This is a genomic window from Rhizobium sp. NRK18, assembly GCF_024385575.1.
In the GTDB taxonomy this organism is placed as follows: domain Bacteria; phylum Pseudomonadota; class Alphaproteobacteria; order Rhizobiales; family Rhizobiaceae; genus JANFMV01.
In genome coordinates, this window is record NZ_JANFMV010000001.1 from 1,292,449 (window position 1) to 1,319,184 (window position 26,736).

29 protein-coding genes and 2 pseudogenes are annotated in these 26,736 nt (G+C 61.9%); 16 read left to right on the forward strand and 15 right to left on the reverse strand.

Translation table 11 applies throughout. From position 1 onward, the window contains the following. Positions 1-34: 34 nt before the first annotated feature. Complete coding sequence (locus NN662_RS05870; protein WP_261929370.1) at positions 35-1,063, reverse strand: RluA family pseudouridine synthase; 1,029 nt, start codon at positions 1,061-1,063, stop codon at positions 35-37. Positions 1,064-1,092: 29 nt separating this feature from the next. Here NN662_RS05870 and NN662_RS05875 point away from each other — a divergent pair, with 29 nt between their 5' ends. After that, complete coding sequence (locus NN662_RS05875) at positions 1,093-1,473, forward strand: hypothetical protein (RefSeq protein ID WP_261929371.1); 381 nt, start codon at positions 1,093-1,095, stop codon at positions 1,471-1,473. A 4-nt stretch (positions 1,474-1,477) separates the two neighbouring features. Further along, positions 1,478-2,314 (forward strand): TrmH family RNA methyltransferase, encoded by an 837-nt coding sequence (locus NN662_RS05880; RefSeq protein ID WP_261929372.1) that lies wholly within the window; start codon positions 1,478-1,480, stop codon positions 2,312-2,314. Positions 2,315-2,346: 32 nt separating this feature from the next. Here NN662_RS05880 and NN662_RS05885 read toward each other — a convergent pair whose 3' ends face one another. Both NN662_RS05885 and NN662_RS05890 read right to left on the reverse strand, forming a co-directional pair. Continuing rightward, on the reverse strand, positions 2,347-3,477 hold the full coding sequence (locus tag NN662_RS05885) for a hypothetical protein (protein ID WP_261929373.1): 1,131 nt from the start codon (positions 3,475-3,477) through the stop codon (positions 2,347-2,349). Between the two features lie 175 nt (positions 3,478-3,652). After that, entirely contained in the window at positions 3,653-4,243 is a 591-nt protein-coding gene (locus tag NN662_RS05890) for a DUF1134 domain-containing protein (protein ID WP_261929374.1), read from the reverse strand. Between the two features lie 306 nt (positions 4,244-4,549). On the opposite strand from NN662_RS05890, the gene chpT reads away from it, so the two are divergent. Next, complete coding sequence (gene chpT, locus NN662_RS05895) at positions 4,550-5,197, forward strand: histidine phosphotransferase ChpT (protein WP_261929375.1); 648 nt, start codon at positions 4,550-4,552, stop codon at positions 5,195-5,197. A 153-nt stretch (positions 5,198-5,350) separates the two neighbouring features. After that, positions 5,351-5,713 (forward strand): PleD family two-component system response regulator, encoded by a 363-nt coding sequence (locus NN662_RS05900; protein WP_261931872.1) that lies wholly within the window; start codon positions 5,351-5,353, stop codon positions 5,711-5,713. 169 nt (positions 5,714-5,882) lie between these two features. Here NN662_RS05900 and ctrA read toward each other — a convergent pair whose 3' ends face one another. Further along, positions 5,883-6,584 carry a response regulator transcription factor CtrA gene (gene ctrA / locus NN662_RS05905; RefSeq protein WP_261929376.1) on the reverse strand — a complete coding sequence of 234 codons (702 nt, stop codon included), beginning with the start codon at positions 6,582-6,584 and terminating at the stop codon, positions 5,883-5,885. A 444-nt stretch (positions 6,585-7,028) separates the two neighbouring features. Between ctrA and NN662_RS05910 the strand changes: the two genes are divergently transcribed. Next, a complete protein-coding gene (locus tag NN662_RS05910) occupies positions 7,029-7,382 on the forward strand; it encodes a flagellar export protein FliJ (RefSeq protein ID WP_261929377.1) in 354 nt (117 codons plus the stop codon). A gap of 203 nt (positions 7,383-7,585) precedes the next feature. After that, the gene (locus NN662_RS05915; protein ID WP_261929378.1) at positions 7,586-8,038 is read left to right on the forward strand and encodes a paraquat-inducible protein A; all 453 of its coding nucleotides are present in this window, start codon (positions 7,586-7,588) and stop codon (positions 8,036-8,038) included. Positions 8,039-8,117: 79 nt separating this feature from the next. Here the strand turns inward: NN662_RS05915 and NN662_RS05920 are convergent, their stop codons facing one another. From NN662_RS05920 to NN662_RS05965, 11 genes and pseudogenes are all read right to left on the reverse strand, one after another. Further along, positions 8,118-8,393 (reverse strand): DUF1153 domain-containing protein, encoded by a 276-nt coding sequence (locus tag NN662_RS05920; protein WP_261929379.1) that lies wholly within the window; start codon positions 8,391-8,393, stop codon positions 8,118-8,120. Positions 8,394-8,606: 213 nt separating this feature from the next. After that, a complete protein-coding gene (locus NN662_RS05925) occupies positions 8,607-9,647 on the reverse strand; it encodes a DUF2793 domain-containing protein (RefSeq protein WP_261929380.1) in 1,041 nt (346 codons plus the stop codon). 135 nt (positions 9,648-9,782) lie between these two features. Continuing rightward, positions 9,783-10,100, reverse strand: a pseudogene (locus NN662_RS21490) (response regulator transcription factor); the annotation flags it as partial. 68 nt (positions 10,101-10,168) lie between these two features. Further along, positions 10,169-10,703, reverse strand: a pseudogene (locus NN662_RS21495) (response regulator); the annotation flags it as partial. Next, entirely contained in the window at positions 10,696-14,085 is a 3,390-nt protein-coding gene (locus NN662_RS05935; protein WP_261929382.1) for an ATP-binding protein, read from the reverse strand. The gene NN662_RS05935 and the pseudogene NN662_RS21495, both read right to left, overlap by 8 nt. Positions 14,086-14,227: 142 nt before the next feature. Further along, positions 14,228-14,569: a type II toxin-antitoxin system RelE/ParE family toxin gene (locus NN662_RS05940; RefSeq protein WP_261929383.1), complete on the reverse strand. Its 342-nt coding sequence runs from the start codon at positions 14,567-14,569 to the stop codon at positions 14,228-14,230. Further along, entirely contained in the window at positions 14,566-14,826 is a 261-nt protein-coding gene (locus NN662_RS05945; protein WP_410010907.1) for a CopG family ribbon-helix-helix protein, read from the reverse strand. Before NN662_RS05945 ends, NN662_RS05940 begins: the two co-directional genes overlap by 4 nt. Before the next feature lie 105 nt (positions 14,827-14,931). Continuing rightward, entirely contained in the window at positions 14,932-15,519 is a 588-nt protein-coding gene (locus NN662_RS05950) for a DUF1007 family protein (protein ID WP_261929384.1), read from the reverse strand. Continuing rightward, positions 15,516-16,283 carry a hypothetical protein gene (locus tag NN662_RS05955; protein WP_261929385.1) on the reverse strand — a complete coding sequence of 256 codons (768 nt, stop codon included), beginning with the start codon at positions 16,281-16,283 and terminating at the stop codon, positions 15,516-15,518. The genes NN662_RS05950 and NN662_RS05955 overlap by 4 nt, the downstream gene beginning before the upstream one ends. A 3-nt stretch (positions 16,284-16,286) precedes the next feature. After that, positions 16,287-16,916: a HupE/UreJ family protein gene (locus NN662_RS05960; RefSeq protein ID WP_261929386.1), complete on the reverse strand. Its 630-nt coding sequence runs from the start codon at positions 16,914-16,916 to the stop codon at positions 16,287-16,289. A gap of 92 nt (positions 16,917-17,008) precedes the next feature. Further along, a complete protein-coding gene (locus NN662_RS05965; protein WP_261929387.1) occupies positions 17,009-17,944 on the reverse strand; it encodes a DMT family transporter in 936 nt (311 codons plus the stop codon). A 429-nt stretch (positions 17,945-18,373) separates the two neighbouring features. On the opposite strand from NN662_RS05965, the gene NN662_RS05970 reads away from it, so the two are divergent. The 10 genes from NN662_RS05970 to NN662_RS06015 all read left to right on the forward strand — a co-directional run bounded on the left by NN662_RS05970 (position 18,374) and on the right by NN662_RS06015 (position 26,723). Further along, positions 18,374-18,583 (forward strand): cold-shock protein, encoded by a 210-nt coding sequence (locus NN662_RS05970; protein ID WP_261929388.1) that lies wholly within the window; start codon positions 18,374-18,376, stop codon positions 18,581-18,583. A gap of 124 nt (positions 18,584-18,707) precedes the next feature. Continuing rightward, entirely contained in the window at positions 18,708-19,010 is a 303-nt protein-coding gene (locus tag NN662_RS05975) for a cold-shock protein (protein WP_261929389.1), read from the forward strand. 50 nt (positions 19,011-19,060) lie between these two features. Continuing rightward, positions 19,061-19,297: a 30S ribosomal protein S21 gene (gene rpsU / locus NN662_RS05980; protein ID WP_261929390.1), complete on the forward strand. Its 237-nt coding sequence runs from the start codon at positions 19,061-19,063 to the stop codon at positions 19,295-19,297. A gap of 150 nt (positions 19,298-19,447) precedes the next feature. After that, positions 19,448-19,666: a hypothetical protein gene (locus NN662_RS05985; RefSeq protein WP_261929391.1), complete on the forward strand. Its 219-nt coding sequence runs from the start codon at positions 19,448-19,450 to the stop codon at positions 19,664-19,666. 257 nt (positions 19,667-19,923) lie between these two features. Beyond that, the gene (urtA, locus tag NN662_RS05990; protein WP_261929392.1) at positions 19,924-21,216 is read left to right on the forward strand and encodes an urea ABC transporter substrate-binding protein; all 1,293 of its coding nucleotides are present in this window, start codon (positions 19,924-19,926) and stop codon (positions 21,214-21,216) included. 79 nt (positions 21,217-21,295) lie between these two features. Beyond that, positions 21,296-22,918 carry an urea ABC transporter permease subunit UrtB gene (urtB, locus tag NN662_RS05995; protein ID WP_261929393.1) on the forward strand — a complete coding sequence of 541 codons (1,623 nt, stop codon included), beginning with the start codon at positions 21,296-21,298 and terminating at the stop codon, positions 22,916-22,918. After that, the gene (gene urtC / locus NN662_RS06000) at positions 22,915-24,078 is read left to right on the forward strand and encodes an urea ABC transporter permease subunit UrtC (protein WP_261929394.1); all 1,164 of its coding nucleotides are present in this window, start codon (positions 22,915-22,917) and stop codon (positions 24,076-24,078) included. The genes urtB and urtC overlap by 4 nt, the downstream gene beginning before the upstream one ends. Before the next feature lie 5 nt (positions 24,079-24,083). Continuing rightward, positions 24,084-24,851 carry an urea ABC transporter ATP-binding protein UrtD gene (gene urtD / locus NN662_RS06005; RefSeq protein ID WP_261929395.1) on the forward strand — a complete coding sequence of 256 codons (768 nt, stop codon included), beginning with the start codon at positions 24,084-24,086 and terminating at the stop codon, positions 24,849-24,851. Between the two features lie 171 nt (positions 24,852-25,022). Further along, positions 25,023-25,718, forward strand: a complete 696-nt coding sequence (gene urtE / locus NN662_RS06010; protein WP_261929396.1) for an urea ABC transporter ATP-binding subunit UrtE — start codon at positions 25,023-25,025, stop codon at positions 25,716-25,718. 186 nt (positions 25,719-25,904) lie between these two features. Then, complete coding sequence (locus NN662_RS06015) at positions 25,905-26,723, forward strand: urease accessory protein UreD (RefSeq protein ID WP_261929397.1); 819 nt, start codon at positions 25,905-25,907, stop codon at positions 26,721-26,723. Positions 26,724-26,736 lie beyond the last annotated feature (13 nt).

A 26,736-nucleotide genomic window follows, 5' to 3' on the forward strand; every position in this document is an offset into this window, starting at 1 on the left:
TCAAGCGCTTTTCGCCTTCACGCTTTGGTGAGGGTCAGACGCTCTTCAGGACCTCGGCCAGCTCGGCCATATCGGCAGGCAACGGCGCCTCGAAATGCATGACTTCGCCGGTCGAGGGATGCTCGAACTGCAGCATGAAGGCATGCAGCGCCTGACGCGGGAAACGGTTGACCACGGCCTTTGCTTCCTCCGTCAGCAGATTGGCCTTGGTGCGATAGCCGCCGCCATATTGCGCGTCGCCGATCAGCGGGTGGCCGATATGGGCCATGTGCACACGGATCTGGTGCGTGCGACCGGTTTCTAGGTGGCATTCGACCAGAGAGGCCAGCGCGGTGGCGTCCGGGCGTTCGTGAAAGCGCTCCAGCACCTCGAAATGGGTGACGGCGTGATCGGCGTCGACGGCGCCCTCGCGCTTAACGGCGCGCTTGGTGCGGTCGGACATGGAGCGGCCGAGCGGCAGGTCGATCGTGCCGCGGATCTGCGCGGGGCGGCCCCAGACGATCGCCTTGTAGGCACGGGCGAGCTCCGTCGTCTGGCCGTGGTCGGCAAACTGCGCCGACAGCGAGCGATGGGCGAGATCGTTCTTGGCGACGATCATGACGCCGGTCGTATCCTTGTCCAGCCGGTGGACGATGCCCGGACGCTTCACGCCGCCGATGCCCGACAGGCTGTCGCCGCAGTGATGGATCAGCGCGTTGACGAGGGTGCCGGTCCAGTTGCCGGCGCCGGGATGGACGACGAGGCCTGCCGGCTTGTTGATGACGATGACGTCGTCATCCTCGTAGAGAATGTCGAGCGGGATATTCTCGCCCTGCGGTTCGGGATCTTCCGGCTCCGGCAGGGCGATCTCGACGACGTCGCCGGGACGGATCTTGCGGTGCGCACCGTCGACGACGCTGCCATTGACGGTGAGGTTGCCGCCCTCGATCAGGCTCTTGATGCGGCTGCGCGAGAATTCCCCCTCCAGCCCGGCCGCAAGCCAGGTGTCCAGTCGCCCGGATGCCGTTTCATCCGCCGTGAGGACTTTCTTATTGTCTTGACCTTGTTTAAAGGGGGCTTTCATTTCCAGTTCCCGTGTGAAAGGCGAATTACATGGCTCATATCGAGCAAGACGAAGACGAAAAGCCGCTCGATCCGGCGATGGAAAACGTCCGCCGCAAGATGGTCCGCCTTCAGCTCGTATCGGCCGGCATCATGGGCGTGATGCTTATGGCCGTATTGGCCGCCGTTGTCTACAAGGTCACGCAGACGCCGGGCAAGCAGGCCGCGGTGTCCGGGCCTCTTTCCGTCCCGTCCGATCAGCCGCTGAGCGGTCGCGCGGCGCTGCCGGATGGCTTCACGGTCGACAACACGTCGCTGTCAGAGGGCCAGGTGCTGTTCTTCGGTCACATGACGGACGGTCAGCGCAAGGCCTTCGTGTTCGACATCGCAACCGGCCGCATCATCGCCGACATCGACGTCGGCAGCCGCTGATCCCATGTCCGCCGAACGCTCCGTCATTGTCATCGACGATCCGCAGGATCAGCGGATCACCTATTTCCGTGACATCCGCGAGAAGGACATGACACGGCGCGAGGGCCGGTTCATCGCCGAGGGCACCGTCGTCCTGAGGATGCTCGCCGAAGCCCACCGGCGCGGCAACGGCATCGTGGCCGAGGCGGTGCTCGTTTTGCGCAACAGGCTCGCCGGCATTCAGGACATTCTGGAGCGCTTTCCGGAAGACGTGCCCGTTTATGTCGCGGAGCAGGCGGTGATCGATGCGATTGCCGGCTTTCACCTGCATCGCGGCATCCTGGCGCTCGGACGCCGCGAGGATGCGCCGGATCTCGACGCCGAGCTGGCGTCGCTGCCGGAGAACGCGCTCGTGGTCGTCGCCTGCGGCATTTCCAACCACGACAATATCGGCGCCATCTTCCGCAATGCGGCCGCCTTCGGCGTCGATGCGGTCTTCCTTGACCAGACGAGCTGCGATCCGCTCTACCGCAAGGCGCTGCGGGTCTCCGTAGGCTCGGTGCTGTCGGTGCCCTACATGCGCGGCGGTTCGGACACCGAACTCGTTTCACGCCTGGCGGATGCCGGGTTCGATGTCTTCTGCCTGTCGCCCTCCGGCCAGCGACGGATCACCGATGTCGCTCCGCAGGGCCGCACGGCGCTCGTTCTCGGCACCGAGGGGGAGGGGCTCTCGCCAGACATCCTGTCACGCTTCACGGTGGTCAGCATCGCCCAGGCGCCGGGTCTCGACAGCCTGAACGTGGCGACGGCGGCCGGCATCGCGCTGCACGAGATCGCGTCGGCAGCGGGGCGCCTGCGCTAGGCAGCTTTGCTCATTTTGAGACGGAGAGGGGTCTATTCGGCGGCTTCGCCGGACAGCATCTTGCGGGCGCGCTCGGCAAGGCTTCCCGGCAGCGGTTCGCCGTCATCCATCGGGATGTCGGCAAGTAGGCTGCGGATCGGCGAGGCGGCGCCTTCTTCGCTGGCGGTCAGCGCCACCACCTTGGCTGCCATCGTTGCGATCTCCGCTCTCAGCGCATCGTCCTTGTCGGCGGATCCCGCCTTCATCAGCCGCTCGGAGAGAGCGGTGTTCTGGTGATAGAGCTCTTCACGCAACCGGCTCATTTCGTCTGGCGACAGCATTTTCACGACAGACTGTTCTCCTGCATGGGCGGATCCGTTGGCGGCCGGGGTGGCGTCGGCTCCGGACATCTGCAGACCGGCGACGGCATTGCCATTTCTGGCGTCAGCATTGGCGGCCTTCAGCCGTTCCGTCAACTGGCGGATGTCCTGGATGCGCTGGCGGAGCGCCGTCTGCGAATCGGCATTCTTGGCCGCTTCCTCTTCCAGCCGGTTCTCTAGCTTCGCCACCTTGCCCTCCTGACGGCTTGCCTGGAACTCGGCTTCCTTGGCGCGGTGGGTCATCTCCTTGAGTTCGTTGCGCAGCGTCTCGCGTTCCTCGCGGATGGAGGCCAGGCGGTATTTGAGGTTCTCGATTTCGGTATCGCGGCTGGCGATCTCGATCTTTAGCGTGTCGAGGTTGGACGCCACCAGATCGACGCGCCGCTGCAGCGTCTCGGCGCTGTAGCCCTTGGAGGCCAGCGCCCGCTCGGCCTCGCCCAGATGCTGCTTCAGGCGCAGTATGTAGCCGTCCTCGTCGCGGATCTTCGAGCGCAGGTCGGCGGCCTCGACGCTCATCTCCTCGACCTGCATCTTCAGCTCGCGGTTTTCCGACAACAGCTTGCGGGCTTCCTCGGACAGGGTGACGTTGCGTACTTCCAGATTGGTCGCCTTTTCGCGCTGCCTGGTCAGTTCGATGCTGGCCTTGGCGTTTTCTGCGGCATAGGTGGCGCGCGCCATGTCGCGCTGGGCCGAGATCTCCTGCGGGGACAGCGGCATCGTCGCCTGCAGGCGACGCTCGGTATAACGGACGATGCGGCGGTGGATTGCAGGAGCCAGCAGAAGGAACGCCAATGCGGCGCTCAAGAAGCCCAATCCAAACAAGAGAGCAAATTCAATCACGGTCGGCCGTTTCGTCTGTTCCGTTGCGGTACTTAAATCATCTTATACTGACAGCGGCAAGTTGTTGGCCACCGGCGGAAATAAAAAGGCGGCCCGCAGGCCGCCTGAATTCTCGGTTTTGGTTAACGGCCGGGCCGTATCAGAAGGGGTTCCAGGTCGGCTGGCGGGTCAGCTTCAGATAGCCGACATTGATGCCCAGACGCGCCCCGATCCCGGTGCGGATCGGCACGAGCAGCACGTCGCGGTTCCTCAGAACCGTCATGCCGACGCCGGCGACCACATAGGCCGAGCCGTTGACGCCGCCGAAGCGGTCATAGAGATCGTCGACATTCGGCAGATCGTAGACCAGCATCATCGTGCGGTCGCCGTTGCCGCCGTAATCGAGGCCGAGCGAAGGGCCCTGCCAGAACACGGTGTGCTCGCCGACATTCTTGGTGTAAAGGGCGCCTTCGCCGTAGGTCAGGCCGGCAATCAGGGCGCCGGAGCCTTCCTGGCCGAGAATGTAGCCATTCGGCAGGCCGTATTTGGAAAACGCCGTCTCGATCACCTTGGCGAGACCGCCGCTGGTTTCGCCGAAGAAGGAATGGCCGGCATCGACGATCTCCTGCATCGAATATTCGGCATTCGTGGCGGCGTAAGTAGAACTGGAAGGCACAGTCAGGCTTGCGAAGGCCAAAAAGGCGGTGACGAGCCGCAGTCGTGCCCAGGTGCGCAATTTTTTCAGAAACATGGCTTCACCCGTTCATCGGTAATTCGGATGTAAGCATTTTCCACCTTTCCCCTTAACAATCGGTTTACCAAATATGGTGTCATTATGGCACCGTCGATTTGCCTTTATTACTTGCGTTTCCGGCGCACTATTTGCGCCTGCGATGTGATATCGGTGAAGCCGACACGAGAAAATGACGCATTGCCGCCGGATCGGGTGCTGCGCCATTTTCTCGTGCCAGGGACACGGTAACCCATTGACGCGCGCCCGGCGGCAGGCAACACCGTGCCGCACGCGCCGCGACCATTCATCAGGAGACTTTCGACCATGACCAATCCGAACCTCACCCTTTCCGGCCCGGACCTGGCCGCTCTCCTGTGCAGCCGCGTCTGCCATGACGTGATCTCGCCGGTCGGTGCGATCAACAACGGTCTCGAGCTTCTGGACGAAGGCGGGGCGGACGAGGATGCACTCGATCTGATCCGCGCCAGCGCGCTCAACGCCTCGGTCCGGCTGAAGTTCGCACGGCTCGCCTTCGGCGCATCCGGCTCGGTCGGTGCATCCATCGATACGGGCGAAGCCGAGAAGGCTGCCAAGGATTTCGCAGCCGCCGAGAAGAAGGTCGAGGTCAGCTGGAGCGGTCCGCGCGCCATCGTCGCCAAGAACCGCGTCAAGATGCTCCTCAACCTGTTCCTGGTCAGCTACTCGTCGATCCCGCGCGGCGGTTCGATTGACGTAACGCTCGAAAATCCGGAATTCGACGCCAAGTTCACGCTTGTCTCCAAGGGACGGATGATGCGGGTTCCGGCAAAGTTCGCAGAACTTCTGAACGGCACGCTGTCCGAAGCGGTCGATGCCCACGCCGTCCAGCCCTACTACACGGTGCTGCTCGCCGAGGAAGCCGGTATGAAGATCGAGTATCAGGTGACGGAAGAGGCGATCATCTTCACCGCAGAAGTTGCGCCGGCCGCGTAACCATTCCTTAGCGGACTCCTAATATAGTCTGAGGGAGCGTGACGTGTTGCCTGCTGGCGGCATCTCGCGCTCCCACAAGATCGTGAAGGGCGGGTGGGGGCTCATGGCCCGCAAGACACCGCACCGGGGACACGCAAGGAGGCTGCCATGGCTATGCTCAGACTGATGATCGTCGACGGGTCGGACATCGTCCGGAAGGTTGGCAAGCGAATTCTGTCGGAGCTTGGCTATCTGGTCATGGAAGCGTCGAGCGCCCGCGAGGCGATCGTACGCTGCGAGGCAGACCTTCCGAAGATCCTCATCGTCGATGCGGCCATGGAGGGCGCGCTCGACCTGATCGCCAATGTGCGGGCTCTTCCCAACGGCGCGGACGTTCGCATTTTCTACTGCGTCGTCGAAGCGGATCTGAAGACGATGATGCCCGGCAAGCGCGCCGGTGCCGACGATTTCCTGATGAAGCCGTTCGACCGCCGGATCCTCACCGAGAAGTTCGGTCACATCGTCGTGGCCGCCTGATCTCTCAACGCTAACATTCCCTCATTCCGCAGCCGTGCCCGACACGGGCATGAGGCTGCGTCTCGCTCATTTGCGCCGCATTGCCGGATTGCGGACATGGAAAAGCCGCCGGAACGTTTCCGTCCTGGCGGCTGATCGCGGATAAGGGGCTCTGGCTCGGCCTGAAGGATCAGGCCGTTTCCATGTATTCGCTGCCGTCGGGCTCGCGCAGCACATAGCCGCGGCCCCATACGGTTTCGATGTAGTTGGCGCCACCGGCGGCATTCGCGAGCTTCTTGCGCAGCTTGCAGATGAACACGTCGATGATCTTGAGTTCCGGCTCGTCCATGCCGCCATAAAGGTGGTTGAGGAACATTTCCTTGGTGAGCGTCGTGCCCTTGCGGAGCGAAAGCAGCTCCAGCATCTGGTATTCCTTGCCGGTCAGGTGAACGCGCTGGCCGCCGACTTCGACAGTCTTGGCATCCAGGTTGACGACCAGGTCGCCGGTGGTGATCACCGACTGGGCGTGTCCCTTCGAGCGACGAACGATCGCATGAATGCGGGCCACCAGCTCGTCCTTGTGGAACGGCTTGGTCATGTAATCGTCGGCGCCGAAGCCGAGGCCTCGGACCTTGTCTTCAATGCCGGCCATGCCGGAAAGAATCAGGATAGGTGTCTTAACCTTGGACAAGCGAAGTGTGCGAAGCACTTCGTAACCCGACATGTCGGGAAGGTTAAGGTCGAGCAGGATGATGTCATAATCATACAACTTGCCCAGATCGACGCCTTCTTCACCGAGGTCGGTGGTGTAGACGTTGAAATTTTCCGATTTGAGCATCAGTTCGATGCTCTGTGCTGTCGCACTATCGTCTTCGATGAGTAGAACCCGCATATTTATCCCCTTTTCCGCCGCTAAAAGGTTTGACAGCCCCTAGAAGCGCCCGGTCCAGTCGTTGCCTGTTAGGAAAGCTGCCACGTAATGGTTAACAAATTCTAATTCCCTCTGGCAAGGAGTATCGAATTTATTAAATATTTTTAGCAGGCTCCTGTTTTTCCGCGTGAATCCGACATCGCCATTTGTGAATCAGTACGTGAAGAAATCCCGCTAACTGATTCTTTCGACTCATCATTGTCGAGACCTAAAAATCGGCCTTGGCATTTACTGACCCTTAAATGATCACCCCTATGATTAACCATGCCCGTAAACGAAAGGTTACCAGCGGTAGGTTTTTGTTAACGCCGTCGATTTTTTTTCGTTAACCGATTCGTTTCGATTGGGTCGGTAGGGTGTTTTTGTGAATGAGCCGGGGTCACGGTATCCACGGGAGTATTGCGTATGAAGTCACGTGAGAGCCTTACACGCCTGAAGGAATTTCAGGTCAAGGAAAAGCGCCGTCAGTTGCAGCAGTTGCAGATGATGATGGCCGAGTTCGAGCGGATGGCCGACGAACTCGAAAACCAGATTGCCTTCGAAGAGAAGAAGTCCGGCATCAGCGATCCGTCGCATTTCGCCTATCCAACGTTTGCCAAGGCGGCGCGCCAGCGCGCCGACAATCTTCAGGGATCCATCAAGGAACTGAAGATCCAGCAGGATGCGGCGGAACTGGCGCTGGAAGAGGTCGAGGCGGAATACGCCAAGGCCGCGGCGCTTGAGGAGCGCGACAGCTCCTCGCAGCGGCTTCGCGCCTGACGCCAGAGGTCTTGAACGGGCCTTAGCTCCCGGGTCCGTCGTCAAAACGGGCGTCCGCCGGCTGTTGCTGGCAGGCGCCCGCACGTCGTTGTGTATTGTCGATCGCCGGCCTGCATATTGCGGATAGCGCATGGCGTCGCTACATCGGTCGGGTGCCCGCCCTTCGGCGAGGCTTGAGACCGAACGGGCGGAGCGGCGAAACATTGAAGGTCCTGAGAGCAGTCTGTCTTTTTGCAGCACCCTTCATGCTGGCGCTTGGCCTGGTACTGCCGCTCATCGAACTCAACACGCTGCACTTCTTTTCCGAAACGCCATCGCTGATCGGATTGCTGCTCGAACTCTGGGGGAACGGCGACGCGCTGCTGGCCGTCATCGTCGGGCTGTTCTCCGTCGTCTTTCCGGTCGTCAAGCTGATCGTGCTGACGGCGGAATTCGTCAACGGCAAGCCGAAGCAGGCCAAGGGGCTGCTGGTGGCGATCTTTCCCTATCTTGCCAAGTGGTCGATGATGGACGTGATGCTGGTGGCAATCGTCATCTTCGCGGCCAAGACGTCGGGATTTGCGACGGCCTTCACCCAGCCGGGGCTGTGGTTCTACGCGGGATCGGCAATCCTGTCGGGTATCCTGCCGCAGATCGCGCCGAAACCGGGCGACTGAAACGCGGAGCGAGGATTACACGGGCGACGTGGAGGGGGAAGGAAAGGGAAGGGTGTGAAAGGGGCTGATGCCCCTTCCATCAATGGCGGTACTGCTGGATGCGAGTGGTTCTCAGACCAGCAAGGCCATGGCTGTTGATGGAAGACTGCCAGGACAGGAATTCTTCGACGGTAAGGGTATAGCGTTCGCAGGCCTCTTCCAGGCTCAGGAGACCACCGCGAACGGCGGCGACAACTTCGGCCTTGCGGCGGATGACCCAGCGACGGGTATTGGCGGGTGGCAAATCAGCAATAGTAAGTGGGCTGCCATCGGGACCGATGACATATTTTACACGTGGACGCATTAACTCGGTCATTGGACTCTCTACTAAACACAAGACCATATGGGGCAACACTAGCTTGCCACATTTAAAATTTGCCTAAAGGCCAAGTAAGAATTTGATAAGAATTGAAAGTACCTTGGCCCGATTTGCGCCATAATTGGCGGGAATCCGCGGTTTGCCGGGGCAAGCGACCGTTTTCGGCCGATGCGCGCGAAGAATTTTTTCTGAAAGATTTTCGCCAAAGGGTCACAGCATCAGCACCATCGCCTCGGTTTTCGTCACGTCGAACTCGTAGGTCGCCGTGCCGAAATGCTTCAGGGTCAGCGTATCGCCGGCGGAAAGATAGGTGATGGCGCTGGCATGCTGGCTGAAACCGTCGGCAACCATTGCGAAATCGTTAACGGCCACCAGGCCGGTCGAACCATTGGCCGTCAGGACCAGCATGTGGCCGGTGGTCGTGACAATGCGGGCGGAAAGGGCGACGAGATAAAAGCCGGACGCCGGCACGACCAGCGACTTGCCGTAGCCGCTGGCAAGCGCTGCGCCGAGCGTCATGGCGCCCTGGCTGATATGAAGGGTGTCAAAGCCGGTTTCCTCGCCATCGACGGGCGTTGCGGTCTGCGGGGAGAGCGAGACCCGCGCCAGCGGCCTGTTCGGAAGCCGGACGATGCCGCCGGGCGCAATCGAAAAGCCCGTTGCCCAGCTGGCGCCGTCGGGGCTCACCTTGACCGAGAACTCGTCATTTCCGGCGAGCCCCATCTCGGCGCGTCCGGACCATCCGGTCTGGAAGAGGAGCGAGGCCGTATCGCCGCTCGCCGCCTTGTTGACCTTGATCTGATGTCCGCTGCCGGCATTGTTGAAGAGGCTCGCCGGTGAAGAGACCGCCAGCCGGTTGCTGGTGTCCGCCGTCGCGTTGACGCCGAGCCGGCCAAAGCTCGCCTCGTCCGGCAGCGGCAACTCGGTCCAGCCAGCGCCCGTGCAATAGCGCTGCCGGCCATCGGCCTTGAACCAGGCGCGCCAACCTTCCAGCGGCTCGATGAAGATCCAGGCGCCGTCCTGCCGGAAGGCGAGGCGGTCCGCCTTACCGGCCCATGCATCCGTCGGACTGTCGCCGACGAGGTAGCATTGCCCCTCGTCGGGCGTGTCCGGCTCATCGTCCAGCGTATCCTCAATCGTCAGCTGGACGACGGCATCGATCAGCTGCAGCGCCTCGTTGTGCGTTACATGCTTCTGCGCCTGCGAGGGCAGGATATAGGGCATCTTAAGATTGGCGGTGATCTCGGACATCAGCATCGTCTCCGGCAAAACAACAACTGCCGGAGAGTATGAGGGTGATGCCGAGGGGGTGGAGAAGACTGCCGCGTCAGTGTTGAAATGACTAGAGAAACCGGGCAGTGCCTACCCGTATTTCCCCGTCCAACCTCACATTTCCAGCAAGACCTGCGCTGCCTTGACGGCTGCGGAGGCCCGGTTTTCGACGCCGAGCTTGATGTAGATCTGTTCGAGGTGCTTGTTGACCGTGCGGGCGCTCAATCCCAGAATTTCGCCGATGTCGCGGTTCGACTTGCCCTTGGCGATCCATTGCAACACCTCGGACTCCCGGTTCGTCAGCGGAAAGTGCTGGCGCAGGATCTCGTCGTCGCTGCTTTCGTTGGCCGCCGTCAGGCGGAAGAGATATTCATCGCCGCCGATCGCGCCGAGGAAGGTCAGCTGTAGCGCGGCGCGGCCGTTGTGCGAGATCGTCAGCGCGCTTTCGCCGCCGTCGGCCTTTTCGCGGGTCTTCAGCCAGCGGCCGACGTTCTCGGTAATGATCTCCAGCCCGTCATCGCTGCCGGTGGCGGCATTGACGAGGCGGGTCGCCTGCGGCGTCGACCAATGGATCTTGCCGTCGTTCTTGACCGCCAGCAGGTGACGACCGGCGGCATCGAGCGCCACGCGGGCGCTTTGTGCTGAGCGGGCGTTGGAGAGATGCACGCGGATGCGGGCGCGGAGTTCATCGATGTTGATCGGTTTTGTCAGATAATCGACGCCGCCCGATTCGAGCGCGTGGACGATGTGTTCGGTTTCCGAAAGGCCGGTCATGAAGATGACGGGGATCTGGGCGACCGCCGGATTGGCCTTCAGCCGCCGGCAGGTCTCGAAGCCGTCCATCGACGGCATGACGGCGTCGAGCAGCACGAGGTCCGGCGTGATGCGGTCGACGATGTTGAGCGCCGCGGCGCCGGAAGTTGCGATCAGCACGGAGAAGCCGGATTGCTCCAGTGCGTCCGTCAGGAAGCCCAGCGCATCCGGGGAATCGTCGACCAGGAGGACAATGTCTCTCGGGAGCCCGCTGCTAACCACTGGCCTTGATGCCTTTCTCTTCGAACTGGCTGAGGAATTCCATGTAGCCGGTCATGTCGAAGGCCTGCACATAGGCACGCAGGGCCTCGACAAAGGGACGATGGGTCTCATGCTTTTCCATCTCGGCAAGTTTTGCCTCGATGCCGCGAACATAGCCAATTTCACCGAGCCGCCGCAATTCCTCGACATGCGAAAGGCCGGGATTGGCGATCGCCGAATGGCGGTCGGTCCTTTCTTCGGACCGCTCCTCCTCGTAGATCCAGTCGAGCCCGAGATAGGCGGCCAGCTTGTCGATCATCTGGCGGATATTGACCGGCTTTGCCAGCGTGTCGTTGTGGGCGTCCGTGCCGCCTTCCAGATAGGAGCCGTCGCCGATATTGGCCGAGACCATCAGCATCGGCGCCGTCTGGCCGAGGTCGCGCAGTCGTGTCGCCAGCGTCCAGCCGGTCATGCCGGGCATCAGGATGTCGATCATGAAGAGATCGGGTTTCAGTTCGGCGACGAGCTGCAGGCATTCCTCGCCGCTTTCGGCCGTCAGCAAGACGAAGTCCATCGGCTCGAGAACCTCGCGCATCAGGCTGCGGTGGTCCTCGTTGTCGTCGACGATGACGATGGTGCGGTGCGGGCCGGTGTAGGAGACGATGCGCTTTTCCGCAGCAGGTGCGGTGCTTGGCCGGTCGATGGCGGCCAGCATCAGGCGCACCTTGAAGGTGGAGCCTTCGTCCTTGATGCTGGAGACCGATATTTCGCCACCCAGCGTGTTGGTCAGAAGCTGCGTGATCGTCAGGCCCAGGCCCAGGCCGGGGCGGGGTTGCACGGTCTCGGCCTCGCCGCGCTGGAAGGGCTCGTAGATGTGAGCAATGTCCTTCTCGGAAATGCCGCGGCCGGTATCGGCAACCGTGAAGGTGGCCACCTGGCTGCGATAGGCGACCGTGAAACGGACCTCGCCGCGGTCGGTGAACTTGATGGCGTTCGACAGCAGGTTGACGAGGATCTGCCTGAGCCGCTTGTCGTCGGTGCGCACGTATTGCGGCAGGTTGGCGGCCCGCTCGTGGACGAAGGATAGGCCCTTTGCCTGCGCCTGCGGGCGGAACATGTCGATGATCTGGTCGAGGAAATCCTGAATGTTGATTTCCTTGGAATAGACCTGCAGCCGGCCGGCCTCGATCTTGGAAATGTCGAGAAGGCCGTCGATCAGGCCGGAAAGATGGTCGGCGCTGCGCTTGATCACCTTGATTGCCGACTGGCGCGGCGCAGGGATCGTATCGTCACGTTCGAGGATCTGCGCATAGCCGAGCACGGCGTTGAGCGGCGTCCTGAGTTCGTGCGACAGGCCGACGACATAGCGGCTCTTGGCGCGGTTGGCGGCTTCGGCGTCTTCCTTGGCCTTCTGCAGGGCTGCGTCGGTCTTCTGGTGGGCGGCGATCTCCTTCAGGAGCAGCGTGTTCTGGCGGGAGGATTCCTCTTCCGCCACGACGCGGCTGTCATGGGCCAGCACGTAGAACCAGCAGGCGACGCCGGTCAGGATGGCGAAGACGAAGAAGACGACGAGGATCGTCCGGTTGACCACCTCGGCAACTTCCGGCGCGGAAATGCCGACCTGATGGGCAATCATCGCCAGGATCGCGCCGATGGCGGAGACGGCCAGCAGGACGGCGATGCCGTAGCGGCCGAGCCGGGTCGTCAGGCGCGTAACGATCTCGTCCGGCAGCAGCCGTCGCGCGACGGCGCCGACCTGCGCGTTGAAACGTGCCTTCGGCTTGCAGAGATCGTGGCAGCGGCTGTCGAGCGAGCAGCAGAGCGAGCAGATCGGCGCCGCATAGGCCGGGCACCAGGCCATGTCTTCCGGCTCGAAGGGATGCTCGCAGATCGAGCAGGTGATGGTCGACATCTCCTGCCATTTCTGGCGCGGCTTGCGGGCGAGGTAATATTTCCCGCCCGTCGCATAAGCCATCAGCGGCGAGACGATGAAAGCGACGATCGGGACGATGTAGGGCGCCAGCGATGCGGCAGTCGGCCCGACCGCGCCGAAATGGGCAATCAGCGCCAGCGTTGCGGACGCTCCCATCGAGACGAGGCCGACCGGGTTGATGTCGTAGAGATGGGCGCGCTTGAACTCGATGCCGGGCGGCGAGAGGCCGAGCGGCTTGTTGACGAAGAGGTCGGCCGAGATCGTGCAGAGCCAGGCCATGGCGATGATCGAGAAGATGCCGAGCGTTTCTTCCAGCAGCCGGTAGATGCCGAGCTCCATCAGGAGCAGGGCGATCGCCACGTTGAAGAACAGCCAGATGACGCGGCCGGGGTGGCTGTGCGTCAGGCGCGAGAAGAAGTTTGACCAGGCGAGCGAGCCGGCATAGGCGTTCATCACGTTGATCTTCAGTTGCGAGACGACCACGAAGGCGGCCATCAGAAGAAGAGCGGCATTGTGCCAGGGGATCATGTAGCCGAAGGCGGTCAGATACATCTGCGCCGGGTCTGCGGCGCGATCGGTCGGGACGCCGGAACTCAGCGTGAGTACGACGAGGAAGGATCCGGCCAGAAGTTTCGGCGCGCCGACGATCACCCAGCCGGGGCCGGCGAGGAAGATGGCAATGCGATGGCGCAGCTTTCGCGTGCCCTCCGGCGGCAGGAAGCGCAGGAAGTCGACCTGTTCACCGATCTGCGCCATCAGCGCCAGGATGACGGCGGACGCGGCGCCGAACTCGACAAGATCGAAGGGTGCGGCCGTGCCGGCGGCTGCCGGCGGATGATGAATGCCGGCGAATGCGCGCCAGAGGTCGAATTTCTGCCAGTCGGACAGCGCGATGAAGACGAAGGGCAGGACGTTCAGGACGATCCAGAACGGCTGCGTCAGGAGCTGGAAGCGGCTGATCAGCTGCACGCCGTGGGTGACGAGCGGGATCACCACGGCGGCCGAAATAATGTAGGAAATCCATAGCGGTATGCCGAAGGCGAGTTCCAGCGCGCCTGACATGATCGACGCCTCGATGGCAAACAGCATGAAGGTGAAGCTGGCATAGATCAGCGAGGTGATCGTCGAACCGATATAGCCGAAACTTGCGCCGCGGGTCAGAAGATCGATGTCGACGCCGTGGCGGATCGCATAACGGCTGATCGGCAGGCCGACAATCAGCATGGCGATGGAGGCGACGACGATGGCGAAAAAGGCGTTGGTAGTGCCGTAGGACAGCGTTATCGCGCCGCCGATCGCTTCCAGCGCCAGGAAGGAGATGGCGCCGATCGCCGTCTGCGAAATGCGTTCGGAGGAAAACCGGCGCGCGCTCTTGGCGGTAAACCGCAGCGCGTAATCCTCAAGCGTCTGGTTTGCCACCCAGCGGTTATACTCGCGCCGGACGGGTATGATGCGTTGGCGTGCGGCCATAGGGCTCGTCTGCTGTTCCCGTGTGACGGTCGTGGGAGGTCGCCGTCTTCCTTGAAATTGTGGCGAGTGTCTGCGGATTGCAGGCAATTTGCAAGGGGAGTTCGAGCAGGCGTAGAGAGGGATCGCCACCTGGGATGCACTGTTACTTTGTGCCGGAATTATTCCCGGTGGGATTCTCGAAGTTGAAATCCTCGTCCAGTTCAATCCTTGGCGGCTGTTCGCGACCATGACGAACGGCGAAAATCGCAATCTCCTCTTTCAGGACCTGGTAGTCGACAAGGTACTCACCCATGACGAAGCGCAGAATTCCTGGCATTGGGATGTCGGTATTCAACTTTCCCATTTCCGGGAAGCGGGAGAGTTCTTGTCTCAGCCGCCTCAGATCATCGAGGAATTGTTGAGCTGCTCTCGGACTTCTTGATTTCAGATAGCTTGCTTCGCGTCTGACATAGTCTCGTGCGCGAGGCGAGACTGTGACTTTCAAGCCGCCGCTCCCTTGACGATGGCATCGACTTCTTCGATGAGCTCATCCAGATCGCGACCCTGTCCATCATCAATATCCCGCTTTGCCTCTGCAAGTTCGATGATCTCACGTCCTTCTGCCGCCAGATAAGATTTCAAAGCGCGAACGAAAACCCAGCTTCGGCTTCGGTTGCAGATTTCAGCGATCTCTTCGATTTCGGACAGTACATCCGTTGGCAGACGCATCGTGATCGGATCTGAAAGCTTATGTTCTGACATCGCTTTTTCCTTCATTTGTAATACAAATGATACCTCGACGCAGGATTTGGGTCAAACTCAATTGCCTGTGCCGCTCAGTCTCTGGCAGGAAATGGAAGCGCTGCACTACTGGCAGGTGAGGGTAATCTTCTCCGGGGTCACCAGTCCGCCGAAATAGGCATTGTCCGGTGCAGGGCTGATGGTCGTCGTGCAGTTGGTCGCGGCATCGTCGCCGCGGATCATTGCCGGCCGGTCGTCGGCAAGCCGCATGTCGGCGATGTAGCCGGTGTCGGCGACGATGGCCGAGAGCGACCTTCCGGCAAGGGGAACGGCCTCAGGCGGCGTCAGCCCCAGCGAGACCGTCACATCGCCGTCCCGGATTTCCACATGGAAAGCTGAAAGGTTCAGCGGAAATTGCGTGCCGTCTTCCGCCGAAAGCCGGGTGAGGTAGCCGAGGCCGGAGAGGTCGGCTTTCATCTTCGCTGCGAGAGCCTGGTTTTCGTCCGGATCGAAAGCGCCGTCCGTATTGGCGTCGAAAGCCTTGATCAGATAGGCGCTGTAGGCGCTGTCGAAGGTCCAGGTTTCCGCCAGCGCGGCGAGATTGCCGTCTTTCACATTGAAGAGAACGCGAACGGTGACGGCGATGTCGGGATGGGCGAATGCCGGCAGCGCGCCTGCCGCGAGAAGTGCCAGAGCAAGGAGCGGCCGTCTCATGGCTTGCCATCTCCTTGGGCGTCGAGTTCTCCGAGCACCGTGGCGAAACCGGGGTAATCTCCTTCGCCGGACGGAGCGGCGGCAAAGGCGGGCGGATGAAACTCGCGGTCTTTCGAGACGGCGAAGGCTCCGCCATAGAGCAGGCTGATCGCGATCAGCCAGCTTCCCATGATCTGCGTTGCCGTTCCCGCCCAGGGGAAACGTGCCAGCAGTCCAAGGGCTGCGGCCAGTGCGACGGTCCAGAGCGATGCGGCGAGGTTTTGCGGCACGAAGAAGCGGTCGTGCAACGTGAGATCCGAGAGGCTGACGAGAATGGCCAGCAGCATGCCGATCACGAAGGCGACCGGCAGGGCAGGCCATGGGCGCCACCTGACGGGCAGGACGAGGCAAAGCCCGACCGCAAGCGTCGCCAGCGGCCCGGCATAGAAGAAGTGCGTGCCGGCGCCCGGAAGCGGGGCCACCGCTTTCAGAAAGATGTCACGCGTGCCAAACCCCGCCGCCATTCCGGCAATCAGCAGGGCGATGGCGACGAGTCTTGATCGGGCGGGCAATTGCGCCAGCAGAAAACCGAAGCCGATCAGCGGCAGAAGACGGTCGAAGGAAAGGGAAGGCTGCAGCGCCCATCGCAACAGGTTGCCCTGGACGTCCGCTTCGCGGATGGAAGAGAGCAAGATCAGCCCCGTTCCGGCCAAGAACAGGACGAAGGCAAGGGCGGCATTTCGGCGCCAGTCGCCGGCGTGGGGTACCGATCCGACAGGCGTCACCGGTCAGCTCATCAGGAAATAGACGCCGCCCGGCGCGATCATTGCGCCGAGGATGCGGGCGAGTTTTCCGTTGTAGAGCCGTCCGGCGTAGAGGCCGACGAGAATGCCGAAGATGTGGATCATGCCCGTGGCGACGACGAAACCGATGGCATAATCCGCCGGATCGGTGGCGATCGGCAATTCGGCGCCGTGCGCGTAGCCGTGGCAGATGGCGAAGACGGAAATGATGGCGAGAGCCACCCATTCCTGTGGCTTCCAGGAGAAAGCGATTGCCGCGCCAAGCACGAGGATCGAGAGCGCAATGCCGACTTCGACGCCGGGAAGTGGTACGCCGGCAATGCCGAGCACGCCGCCGACGACCATGATCAGCGGGAAGGTGATCGGCAGGCTCCAGACCGAGCGGCCACCCATCTGCGCGCCCCAGAGGCCGACCGAGAACATGGCCAGCAGGTGATCGGCGCCCGACAGCGGGTGCAGGAAGCCGTGAACGAAGCCGCCGGCGCTATCCTGCGTGATATGGGCTTCGGCAATGGCCGGAAGGCCGGCCACGAACACGGCCGCGAGCGCCAGCGTCAATAGGCTGCTGCCTGCGCCGCCCGCTGCGGTGCGTTTTCCGTCCACCTGTCTTGTCATGGATCGCCCTTCCTGATCTTGGCTGCCGGAATGTTTATCCGACCATCACAAGGGGTCAAGTCCGGCAAGATTGTGTCGGAGGGCTGGGGGCCTCATGCGGCCTGTGGCCGCGACACGAGCCAGACCCCGAAACCGGCAATCGCCATTCCGGCAATCGCGACCAGCGTCAGCTGTTCGCCGAGCAGCACCCAGCCGAAGACGGCGGCGACGGGCGGGATCAGGAAGAACAGCGCCGATACCTTGGATGCCTCGGAGCGGCCGAGCATGAAGAGGAGGAGCGAGATCGAGATCAGCGAGTTGGCGACGACCAGCCAGCCGAGAGCGACGAAGAGGCCGGTGCTCCAGTCGACCGGGCCGCTTTCGAAGGTGAGCGCCATGGGAGCGATGGTGACGAGGCCAACCGCATACTGGATGAGGTTGATGGTGACAGGGTGGGCTTTGACCGGAAAGCGCTTCTGGTAGAGCGTGGCGGCTGCCATGCCGACGGTGGACCCGACACAAAGGATGAGTCCGATGTCGAGTGCGGCGCCCATTTCCTCGGTCTGGCTGCCGACGATGACGATGATCGCGCCCACGGCGCCGAGAATCAGGCCAACCCATTTGACGAGATTGATCCGCTCGCCGGTGACGAAGGGGGAGGCGAGCGCGACCAGCAATGGCTGCATCGAGGCGATCACCGCCGTCACACCGGCCGATACGCCGAGGTTCATGCCGCCATAGGCGAGGCCGAAATAGACCGACTGGATAAGAAAGCCGACGACGGCGATGTGCAGCCAGCCGATCGCCCTTGCGGGCGCCTGGGCCTTGAGAATGAAGAAGAGCGGCAGGAAAACGACGACGATGATGCCGTAGCGCAGCGCGAGGAAGGTCAGCGGCGGAGCATGCTGCAGGCCGACCTTGGCGAAGCCGAAACCGGACGACCAGAAGACGAGGAAGAGAACCGGCGCGATCCTGGCGATCAGGTCGGCATGACGATGCTCTTCGGCGGGCGGGGGCGTTTGCGTCCCGGTCTGGTTCTGGGTGCTCATTCCGGCCTTCGAAAAGAGAATGGGAGAGAGAAGGGTGGGCATTCGATTGGGACTGGGGCCTTCTTCCGCAGCAAGTCGGAGGAACGACGCGATCCGTGTCCTGTTGTGTCACCGCGCGGCGGCGGAGGCAAGGAGGAACGCAGATCGCAAGGGTCTCGGCCATCTGACATCGAAGGAAAATTTATTTCAATATGGGCAATGGTTTCAAGCTGTTGATGGAAAATCATCGCCCGGATCGGTAGCGCTCGAGGAACTAAATTATCGATTTTGATTGATTGTTTCGCCATAACGACTATATAAGACGTATCGAACTTTGCTTGTGACTTTTGCTTCCGGAGCTTTTGCTCCTCTTCAGATTTCCTCTCAAAACATCGAGCTTTTCCTGGCGAGCTACAGCCGGGCAACACCAGCGATTGAAAGGAAATCGTCATGACTTCAGGCACAGTAAAGTGGTTCAACAGCACCAAGGGTTTTGGTTTCATTCAGCCGGACGACGGATCGACGGACGTTTTCGTTCACATCTCCGCCGTCGAGCGTGCGGGCATCCGTTCGCTGGCCGAAGGCCAGAAGGTCGAATTCGAAGTCGTTCGTGACCGCAAGTCGGGCAAGAACGCGGCTGACAACCTCAAGGTCGCCTGATCGTCATTCGCGCCTGCTGACCACGGATGTACTGGCAGCGTGGCGCTCGAATGACCTGGAGAGGTCGGGGTCACTCCCGGCCTTTTTATTTATTTCCAGGGCTTTGCCCGATTATGGAGCCATGATGATGAAGAGCGCAAAGGGCTTTGCCGCTGGCGATGTCGTCATATTGCATTCCGGCCTGGTCAAGACATCGACCGACCTCAGGACATGCACAATTGTCAGCGTCTTGCCGTCTGCCGATCGCGGCGAGCGGCAGTACCGCGTGCAGTTCGACAATGAAAACTTCGAACGGCGCGTGACGGAATCCGACATCGAGACGCTGAAGGAGGCTGCGGTCAGAGAGGTCAGCGTCGCTGCTGCAGGCAGCGGCAACTCGTGGCTGAAGCCGCTTCGGTCGAAAACCGGCAGATCTCTGTCGCGTTGAAATGAAGAGCGGCGTCTCGCCGCGCAGATAAACAGAAGGAAGGAATTGTTTTGCAGGTTCTTGTCAGGGACAACAACGTCGATCAGGCACTCCGCGTGTTGAAGAAGAAGATGCAGCGCGAAGGCGTGTTTCGGGAAATGAAGCAGCGCAGTGCGTTCGAAAAGCCGTCCGAGAAGAGAGCCCGCGAAAAGGCGGAAGCCGTTCGTCGTCACCGCAAGCTGGCGCGTAAGAAGATGCAGCGCGAAGGCCTCATTCCCGGCCCGAAGAAGGTCGCGCGCGCTCGCTGACCGGATTGCCCGTCACGCCGGCTATTGCGGCGGGCGGGCCGATCTTGCCTTCCGGCAGGCCGCGGTCACGGTTCCCAAGTGCTGCTCCCATCATCGGGGGCGGGCCGCAATCGACCGATCTTTCCATTCCCAAGCCGAAAGGAAGAAGACATGACTGCCACCAAGGACGCATTCTTCAATCCCGCCAAGATGACCCCGCGGGACAAGGCGGCTGTCACCGACAGCACGGCGCGTGCCATCATCGCGGCCGAGGCGACCGCCCGCGACAAGAAGACGGAAAAGCTGCGCGCCCTGCGCATGGCCCAGGACGCCGAAACGCCGGCGTCGCCCGCCAAGACCAAGCGGTCGCCGAAGACGGCAGCGCGCTGAATTTGCAAGCCCGGCCGCGTCCCGCCGCCGGCAAAAGTCCCCCCAACGACAGTTGAGATCGGCATCCTGGTGCTCTGATTGCGCCGTTTTGCCGGGTCTGTCGCGCTTGATCCGAGCACCGCACATTTGCCCCCTCTGCCTACGTCAATTGACGTATATCGCAACGCACAATCCCGTCGGATAGTCGCCTGCAGCAGCGGTTGACGTTTTTCTCCCGCGCCGTTGCGGAGTGAACGAGAAGAGGGGTTCAAACCAAAATGTCTATCACCAGCAAAATTTCTGGTGCGCTTCTGGCCGCGGCCATGACGGCTTCGGCCTTCACCAGCGCACTTGCCGCCGACGACACGATCAAGGTCGGCATCCTGCACTCGCTGTCGGGCACGATGGCGATTTCCGAGACCACGCTGAAAGACGTCATGTTGATGCTCATTGACGAGCAGAACAAGAAGGGCGGCCTTCTCGGCAAGAAGCTCGAAGCCGTCGTCGTCGACCCGGCGTCCGACTGGCCGCTGTTTGCCGAAAAGGCACGCGAGCTGATCGAAAAGGACAAGGTTGCCGCCGTGTTCGGTTGCTGGACCTCGGTGTCGCGCAAGTCGGTCCTGCCGGTCTTCAAGGAACTCGACAACATCCTGTTCTACCCAGTTCAGTATGAAGGCGAAGAGTCCGAGCGCAACGTGTTCTACACGGGTGCTGCTCCGAACCAGCAGGCCATTCCCGCCGTCGACTACCTGATGAAGGAAGAAGGCGTCGAGCGCTGGGTTCTGGAAGGTACGGACTATGTCTATCCGCGCACGACCAACAAGATCCTCGAAGCCTATCTGAAGGCCAAGGGCGTTGCCGCCGAAGACATCATGGTCAACTACACGCCGTTCGGCTTCTCCGACTGGCAGACCGAAGTCTCCGCCATCAAGAAGTTCGGCTCTGCCGGCAAGAAGACCGCCGTCGTCTCCACCGTCAATGGTGACGCCAACGTTCCGTTCTACAAGGAGCTCGGCAACCAGGGCGTCAAGGCCGAAGACATTCCGGTCGTCGCCTTCTCCGTCGGTGAAGAAGAACTCGCCGGCATCGACACCAAGCCGCTCGTCGGCCACCTGGCTGCCTGGAACTACTTCGAATCTGTCGATACGCCTGTCAACAAGGCCTTCATCGACGAATGGCACAAGTTCACCGGCAACGACAAGCGCGTGACGAACGACCCGATGGAAGCCGCCTATATCGGTTTCAACATGTGGGTGAAGGCGGTTGAAGCTGCCGGTACGACCGATCAGGACGCCGTCATCGACGCACTGCCCGGCACGTCTGTCCCGAACCTTTCGGGCGGCTACTCGGCCATGATGCCGAACCACCACATCACCAAGCCGGTCCTCATCGGCGAAATCCAGGATGACGGTCAGTTCGACATCGTTTCGCAGACCCCCGGTCTCGTCCCGGGCGACGCATGGTCCGACTACCTGCCGGACTCGAAGGACCTGATCTCCGATTGGCGCAAGCCGATGTCCTGCGGCAACTTCAACGTTGCCACCGGCAAGTGCGGCGGCAAGGGCTCCTAAGCTCCCGCTTCTCGCTTGAACCGAACGTGCCGCAGGCGGGCCTCCTGCCTGCGGCTTCATGAAAAGGGGCGGGCCGATCATGTTCAAAAGACATTTTCTTCATCTATTCAGAATTATCGCGGCGATCGTCGTTATCGCTGCTGCCAGCGGGCCGCTGCATGCGGAAGATCTCAAAACGCTGATCAATTCCTTCGCGGGCGCCAATTTCAACAAGGTCGAGAAGATCGTGGCCGACCTGGCTGCAACGGGTGATACGGCGGTTGTGCCGACCCTGAATGCGCTGTCGAACGGCGATCTCTATGTCCGCACCTCCGACAATGAAGTGTTCATCACCAAGAAGGCCGGCTCCAATCTGGCGCTGATCGACCCCTTGAGCGGGGAAAAGGTCGGCGAGGAAGCGGAAGGCGCGCTCACCAAGATCAAGGTGAAAAACAGCATCCGACGGACGATCCGTTCGGCGATCGGTACGCTGACGCTGCAGAGCCCGAAGCGCGAGGTCAGACTGTCGGCGGCAAAATCGCTCCTGCAGTCGCCTGACCAGGAAGCGCTCGAGCCCGTGGAGACGGCGCTTGCGGCCGAAAAGGATTCGGAAGTCCGCGCCGCGCTCGAAGAAGCGCATGCCTTCCTGATCATGAGTTCCGACCGGCCTCTCGCCGAAAAGCAGGCTGCGGTCCAGGTCATTCGCGACATGGGCGGTCAGGATGCGATCTCGGTGCTGATGGCGGCGCAGGGTGCGGCCAGCGACGAGCTGAAGCCCGACATCGACAAGGCGATCGCCCATATCCAGAACGCCCAGCAACTCTGGAACGTCGTGCAGAATATCTGGTACGGGCTGTCGCTCGGCTCGGTGCTGCTGCTGGCGGCCATCGGTCTTGCCATCACCTTCGGCGTGATGGGCATCATCAACATGGCGCATGGCGAGATGGTGATGCTCGGCGCCTATTCCACCTTCGTCGTCCAGCAGGTCATCCGCACCTCGGCGCCGTGGCTGTTCGACTGGTCGCTGGCAATCGCCCTGCCGGTGGCCTTCGTGGTGGCGGGTGCCGTCGGTCTCGTCATCGAGCGGCTGGTGATCCGCTTCCTCTATGGCCGGCCGCTGGAAACGCTGCTGGCGACCTGGGGCATCTCGCTCATCCTGCAGCAGGCGGTGCGCTCGATCTTCGGACCGACCAACCAGGAAGTCGGCAATCCCAGCTGGATGTCCGGCGCCTTCCCGCTCGGCGGGCTGACGATCACCTGGAACCGCATGTGGATCATCGTCTTCTCGCTCGCCGTCTTCGTCTCGCTGCTGATGCTTCTGAAGCGGACGCCATTCGGGCTGCAGATGCGGGCGGTCACCCAGAACCGGCGCATGGCCTCCTCGATGGGCATCCGCACCGCCTGGGTCGATGCCTTCACCTTCGCGCTCGGCTCCGGCATTGCCGGCATGGCGGGCGTGGCGCTGTCGCAGATCGACAACGTCTCGCCCAATCTCGGGCAGGGCTACATCATCGACAGCTTCATGGTCGTCGTCTTCGGCGGCGTCGGAAACCTCTGGGGCACGCTGGTCGGGGCCTTCTCGCTCGGCATCCTCAACAAGTTCCTTGAGCCCTATGCGGGCGCGGTGCTCGGCAAGATCATCGTTCTCGTGCTCATCATTCTCTTCATCCAGAAGCGTCCGCGCGGCCTGTTCGCGCTGAAGGGAAGGGCGGTGGAAGCATGATCACCTCGTTTATCCTCCGCGCCCTCGACAAGAAAATCGTCTTTGCCGCAGTCATCCTGCTCGCTCTTGCGGTTCTGGTTCCTGTCCTGAACCTCATGACCGGCCCGCAAAGCGCCATGCACATCCCGACCTACATCATGGCGCTTCTCGGGAAATACCTGACCTATGCTCTACTCGCCCTGGCGCTGGATCTGGTCTGGGGTTTCTGCGGTATTCTTTCTCTCGGCCACGGCGCCTTCTTCGCGCTCGGCGGCTACGCCATGGGCATGTACCTGATGCGCCAGATCGGCTCGCGCGGCGTCTATGGCGACCCGATCCTGCCGGACTTCATGGTCTTCCTCAACTGGAAGGAACTGCCCTGGTTCTGGTACGGCTTCGACCAGTTCTGGTTCGCCATGCTGATGGTGCTGCTGGTGCCGGGCCTGCTCGCCTTCGTGTTCGGCTGGTTCGCCTTCCGCTCACGCGTCAACGGCGTCTATCTGTCGATCATCACCCAGGCGATGACCTATGCGCTGCTGCTCGCCTTCTTCCGCAACAACATGGGCTTCGGCGGCAATAACGGCCTGACCGATTTCAAGGACATCCTCGGCTTCGACATCCAGGCCGACGGCACGCGTGCCGTGCTGTTTGCCGCCTCGGCGATCTTCCTGTCGCTGTCGCTGATCCTCGCTTCGGCCATCGTCCGGTCGAAATACGGCAAGATCCTCGTCGGCATCCGCGACGCCGAAAGCCGCACGCGCTTCCTCGGCTTCCGGGTGGAGCACATGAAGCTCTTCATCTTCGTCGTTTCGGCGATGATGGCGGGCATTGCCGGCGCGCTCTATGTGCCGCAGGTCGGCATCATCAATCCCGGCGAGTTTGCGCCGGCCAACTCGATCGAAGTCGTCATCTGGACGGCGATCGGCGGGCGCGGAACGTTGATCGGGCCGATCATCGGCGCGGTCCTCGTCAATGGCGGCAAGACGATCTTCACCGGTCTCTTCCCGGAAATCTGGCTCTTCGCGCTCGGCGGGCTGTTCGTCCTCGTCACCCTCTTCCTGCCGAAGGGGATCGTCGGAACGGTGCAGCAGTATTTCGTCACCCGCAGGGAATACCGGGATGCGGCGAAGGCTGAAGACAATCGCGGTACCGGCGAAGCCGAACCGCAAGCGGCGGAGTGAGAACCATGCAGGTCAGTGATACGCCAGCCGAACGGCCGTCGAGCCTTCTCTATCTGAACGGCGTTTCCGTCTCCTTCGACGGGTTCAAGGCGCTGAACAGCCTGTCGCTCGTCATCGCGCCAGGGGAACTCCGGGCCATCATCGGTCCGAACGGGGCCGGCAAGACGACGATGATGGACATCATCACCGGCAAGACGCGGCCGGATTCGGGCGAGGTCTTCTTCCAGGGGGACATCGATCTCACCAAGCGCGACGAGGCCGACATCGCCCAGCTCGGCATCGGCCGCAAGTTCCAGAAGCCGACCGTGTTCGAAAGCCATACGGTGTGGGACAATCTGGAACTGGCGCTGAACCGCGACCGCGGCGTCTTCGCCACGCTCTTCTACACGCTGTCATCCGGCGACAAGGCCCGTATCGAGGAGATCCTCGAAACGGTGCGGCTTACGGACCGCAAGGACGATCTGGCGGCGAACCTATCGCACGGGCAGAAGCAATGGCTGGAGATCGGCATGCTGCTCGCCCAGGAGCCGAAGCTTCTCCTCGTCGACGAACCGGTCGCTGGCATGACCGACGCCGAAACCGTCGAGACGGCGGCGCTGCTGCGCGACATCGCCAAGACCCGCTCGGTCGTGGTCGTCGAGCACGACATGAGCTTCATCCGCGATCTCGGCGTCAAGGTCACCTGCCTTGCGGAAGGCTCGGTGCTCGCCGAAGGCTCCATCGACTTCGTCTCGAATGACCAGAAGGTCATTGAGAACTATCTGGGGAGGTGAGGGGATGGATGTTCACTGCCTCTTACCCCCCTCTGCCCTGCCGGGCATCTCCCCCACAAGGGGGGAGATCGCAGGAACGCCAGCGGCGGAGACCCAATCTCCCCCCTTGTGGGGGAGATGTCACGAAGTGACAGAGGGGGGTGAAGCCTCCCCGCATGAAGGAGAATACCCATGCTGACCGTTGAAAACGCCAATCTTCACTACGGCGCGGCGCAGGCGTTGCGCGGGATTTCGATCAAGGCGGAGATGGGCAAGATCACCTGCGTGCTCGGGCGCAACGGGGTCGGCAAGACGTCGCTGCTTCGGGCCGTGACGGGGCAGCATCCGTTGTCGAAGGGCAAGATCACCTTCAACGGCACGGCGCTCGATGGCATGGCACCCTATGCGCGGGCCAAGCAGGGGATCGGCTTCGTGCCGCAGGGGCGCGAGATCTTTCCGCTTCTGACCGTCAAGGAAAACCTCGAAACCGGTTATGCGCCGCTCTCCCGCAAGGACCGCAGCATTCCCGACGACATCTTCAGTCTGTTTCCGGTTCTGGAAACGATGCTATCGCGACGGGGTGGGGACCTCTCCGGTGGCCAGCAACAACAGCTGGCCATCGGACGTGCGATGGTAACCCGGCCGAAAATCCTGGTGCTCGACGAGCCGACCGAAGGCATTCAACCGTCGATCATCAAGGATATCGGCCGGGCTATCCGCTATCTGAGAGATTCGACCGGCATGGCGATCCTGCTGGTCGAGCAGTATCTGGATTTCTGCCGCGAACTTGCCGATCACGTCTACATCATGGACCGCGGCGAGATCGTCCACGAAGGGGCTGCCGAAACGCTGGACACACCGGAAGCGCGCCGCCATCTGACCGTTTGATGGGCAGTGCTGCCGTCAAAAGCGGCAGCCGCCTCGGCGGCGACAGATGCCATGCGGCAAACACGGCGCTTGAAGGCGGGCATGAAAATTGCTTTCCTGCAAAGTGTTGAAAGATAAGAAAAACGCCTGAACGGCGTGACGGCATGCAAAGCCGCGTGAACGCGCCGGCGACGAGGGGAGAGACATTTGTCTGCATTGGCGGAAACACTGCCGCAGCGGGCGCGGGGCACGGGCCGGCTGGTCGCGAAGCCGCTGGCCGGGCGCACCCGCATTGCCGAACTTTACCAAGAAGGGGCGGCCAAGATCCGCCTGCCCACCACCTTCGACGCCAGCATGGAAGCCGTCCTCATCAACACCTCCGGCGGGTTGACGGGCGGCGACCGCATGGACTGGACGATCGCCGCCGGTCCTGACACCAATCTCACCGTCACCACGCAGGCCTGCGAAAAGCTCTACAAGGCGTCCTTCGGCACCGCCGAGGTCTCGACGCGGATCGAGGCGGGCGACGGCGCGCGGCTTTCGTGGCTGCCGCAGGAAACCATTCTCTTCGACCGCGCCTCGCTCACGCGCTCGCTGGATGTCGACCTGGCCGGGACGGCGGAATTCGTCGCCGTCGAAGCCGTGCTTCTTGGCCGCAAGGCGATGGGCGAGACCATGCGCGAGGGCTTCTTTCGCGACCGCTGGCGCATCCGCCGGGCAGGGCGGCTGGTCCATGCGGAGGACCAGCGGCTGGAGGGCGACATTACGGCGCTGACGGCGCGGGCGGCATCGCTGTCCAGCGAGGTCGCGTTCGCGACGGCGCTTTATTGCGGCCCGATGGCGGAGGCCCATCTGCCCAAGGTGCGGGCGCTGATCGGCGATGCGACGGGCGGCGCCAGCCATTGGGGCGACAAGCTGATCGTCCGGTTGATCGCGCCGGACGGCTTCGCTTTGAGAAAAATCCTGATCCCGGTGATTTCGGCCTTGCGCGGCGGCGCGTCCGTGCCGAAAGTCTGGAACCTCTAGATCGCAAACGAGT

What these genes read in the sequence shown, in the direction of transcription:
- urtB (WP_261929393.1), top strand. Translation starts at nt 21,296, where the DNA reads ATGTTCAAAAGACATTTTCTTCATCTATTCAGAATTATCGCGGCGATC.
- NN662_RS05920 (WP_261929379.1), bottom strand. Translation starts at nt 8,393, where the DNA reads ATGACCGAGTTAATGCGTCCACGTGTAAAATATGTCATCGGTCCCGAT.
- chpT (WP_261929375.1), top strand. Translation starts at nt 4,550, where the DNA reads ATGACCAATCCGAACCTCACCCTTTCCGGCCCGGACCTGGCCGCTCTC.
- urtC (WP_261929394.1), top strand. Translation starts at nt 22,915, where the DNA reads ATGATCACCTCGTTTATCCTCCGCGCCCTCGACAAGAAAATCGTCTTT.
- NN662_RS05935 (WP_261929382.1), bottom strand. Translation starts at nt 14,085, where the DNA reads ATGGCCGCACGCCAACGCATCATACCCGTCCGGCGCGAGTATAACCGC.
- NN662_RS05950 (WP_261929384.1), bottom strand. Translation starts at nt 15,519, where the DNA reads ATGAGACGGCCGCTCCTTGCTCTGGCACTTCTCGCGGCAGGCGCGCTG.
- NN662_RS05910 (WP_261929377.1), top strand. Translation starts at nt 7,029, where the DNA reads ATGAAGTCACGTGAGAGCCTTACACGCCTGAAGGAATTTCAGGTCAAG.
- NN662_RS05945 (WP_410010907.1), bottom strand. Translation starts at nt 14,826, where the DNA reads ATGTCAGAACATAAGCTTTCAGATCCGATCACGATGCGTCTGCCAACG.
- NN662_RS05925 (WP_261929380.1), bottom strand. Translation starts at nt 9,647, where the DNA reads ATGTCCGAGATCACCGCCAATCTTAAGATGCCCTATATCCTGCCCTCG.
- NN662_RS05975 (WP_261929389.1), top strand. Translation starts at nt 18,708, where the DNA reads ATGATGAAGAGCGCAAAGGGCTTTGCCGCTGGCGATGTCGTCATATTG.
- NN662_RS05970 (WP_261929388.1), top strand. Translation starts at nt 18,374, where the DNA reads ATGACTTCAGGCACAGTAAAGTGGTTCAACAGCACCAAGGGTTTTGGT.
- ctrA (WP_261929376.1), bottom strand. Translation starts at nt 6,584, where the DNA reads ATGCGGGTTCTACTCATCGAAGACGATAGTGCGACAGCACAGAGCATC.
- urtD (WP_261929395.1), top strand. Translation starts at nt 24,084, where the DNA reads ATGCAGGTCAGTGATACGCCAGCCGAACGGCCGTCGAGCCTTCTCTAT.
- NN662_RS05985 (WP_261929391.1), top strand. Translation starts at nt 19,448, where the DNA reads ATGACTGCCACCAAGGACGCATTCTTCAATCCCGCCAAGATGACCCCG.
- NN662_RS05960 (WP_261929386.1), bottom strand. Translation starts at nt 16,916, where the DNA reads ATGACAAGACAGGTGGACGGAAAACGCACCGCAGCGGGCGGCGCAGGC.
- urtE (WP_261929396.1), top strand. Translation starts at nt 25,023, where the DNA reads ATGCTGACCGTTGAAAACGCCAATCTTCACTACGGCGCGGCGCAGGCG.
- NN662_RS05965 (WP_261929387.1), bottom strand. Translation starts at nt 17,944, where the DNA reads ATGAGCACCCAGAACCAGACCGGGACGCAAACGCCCCCGCCCGCCGAA.
- NN662_RS05875 (WP_261929371.1), top strand. Translation starts at nt 1,093, where the DNA reads ATGGCTCATATCGAGCAAGACGAAGACGAAAAGCCGCTCGATCCGGCG.
- NN662_RS05890 (WP_261929374.1), bottom strand. Translation starts at nt 4,243, where the DNA reads ATGTTTCTGAAAAAATTGCGCACCTGGGCACGACTGCGGCTCGTCACC.
- NN662_RS05870 (WP_261929370.1), bottom strand. Translation starts at nt 1,063, where the DNA reads ATGAAAGCCCCCTTTAAACAAGGTCAAGACAATAAGAAAGTCCTCACG.
- NN662_RS05880 (WP_261929372.1), top strand. Translation starts at nt 1,478, where the DNA reads ATGTCCGCCGAACGCTCCGTCATTGTCATCGACGATCCGCAGGATCAG.
- urtA (WP_261929392.1), top strand. Translation starts at nt 19,924, where the DNA reads ATGTCTATCACCAGCAAAATTTCTGGTGCGCTTCTGGCCGCGGCCATG.
- NN662_RS05900 (WP_261931872.1), top strand. Translation starts at nt 5,351, where the DNA reads ATGCTCAGACTGATGATCGTCGACGGGTCGGACATCGTCCGGAAGGTT.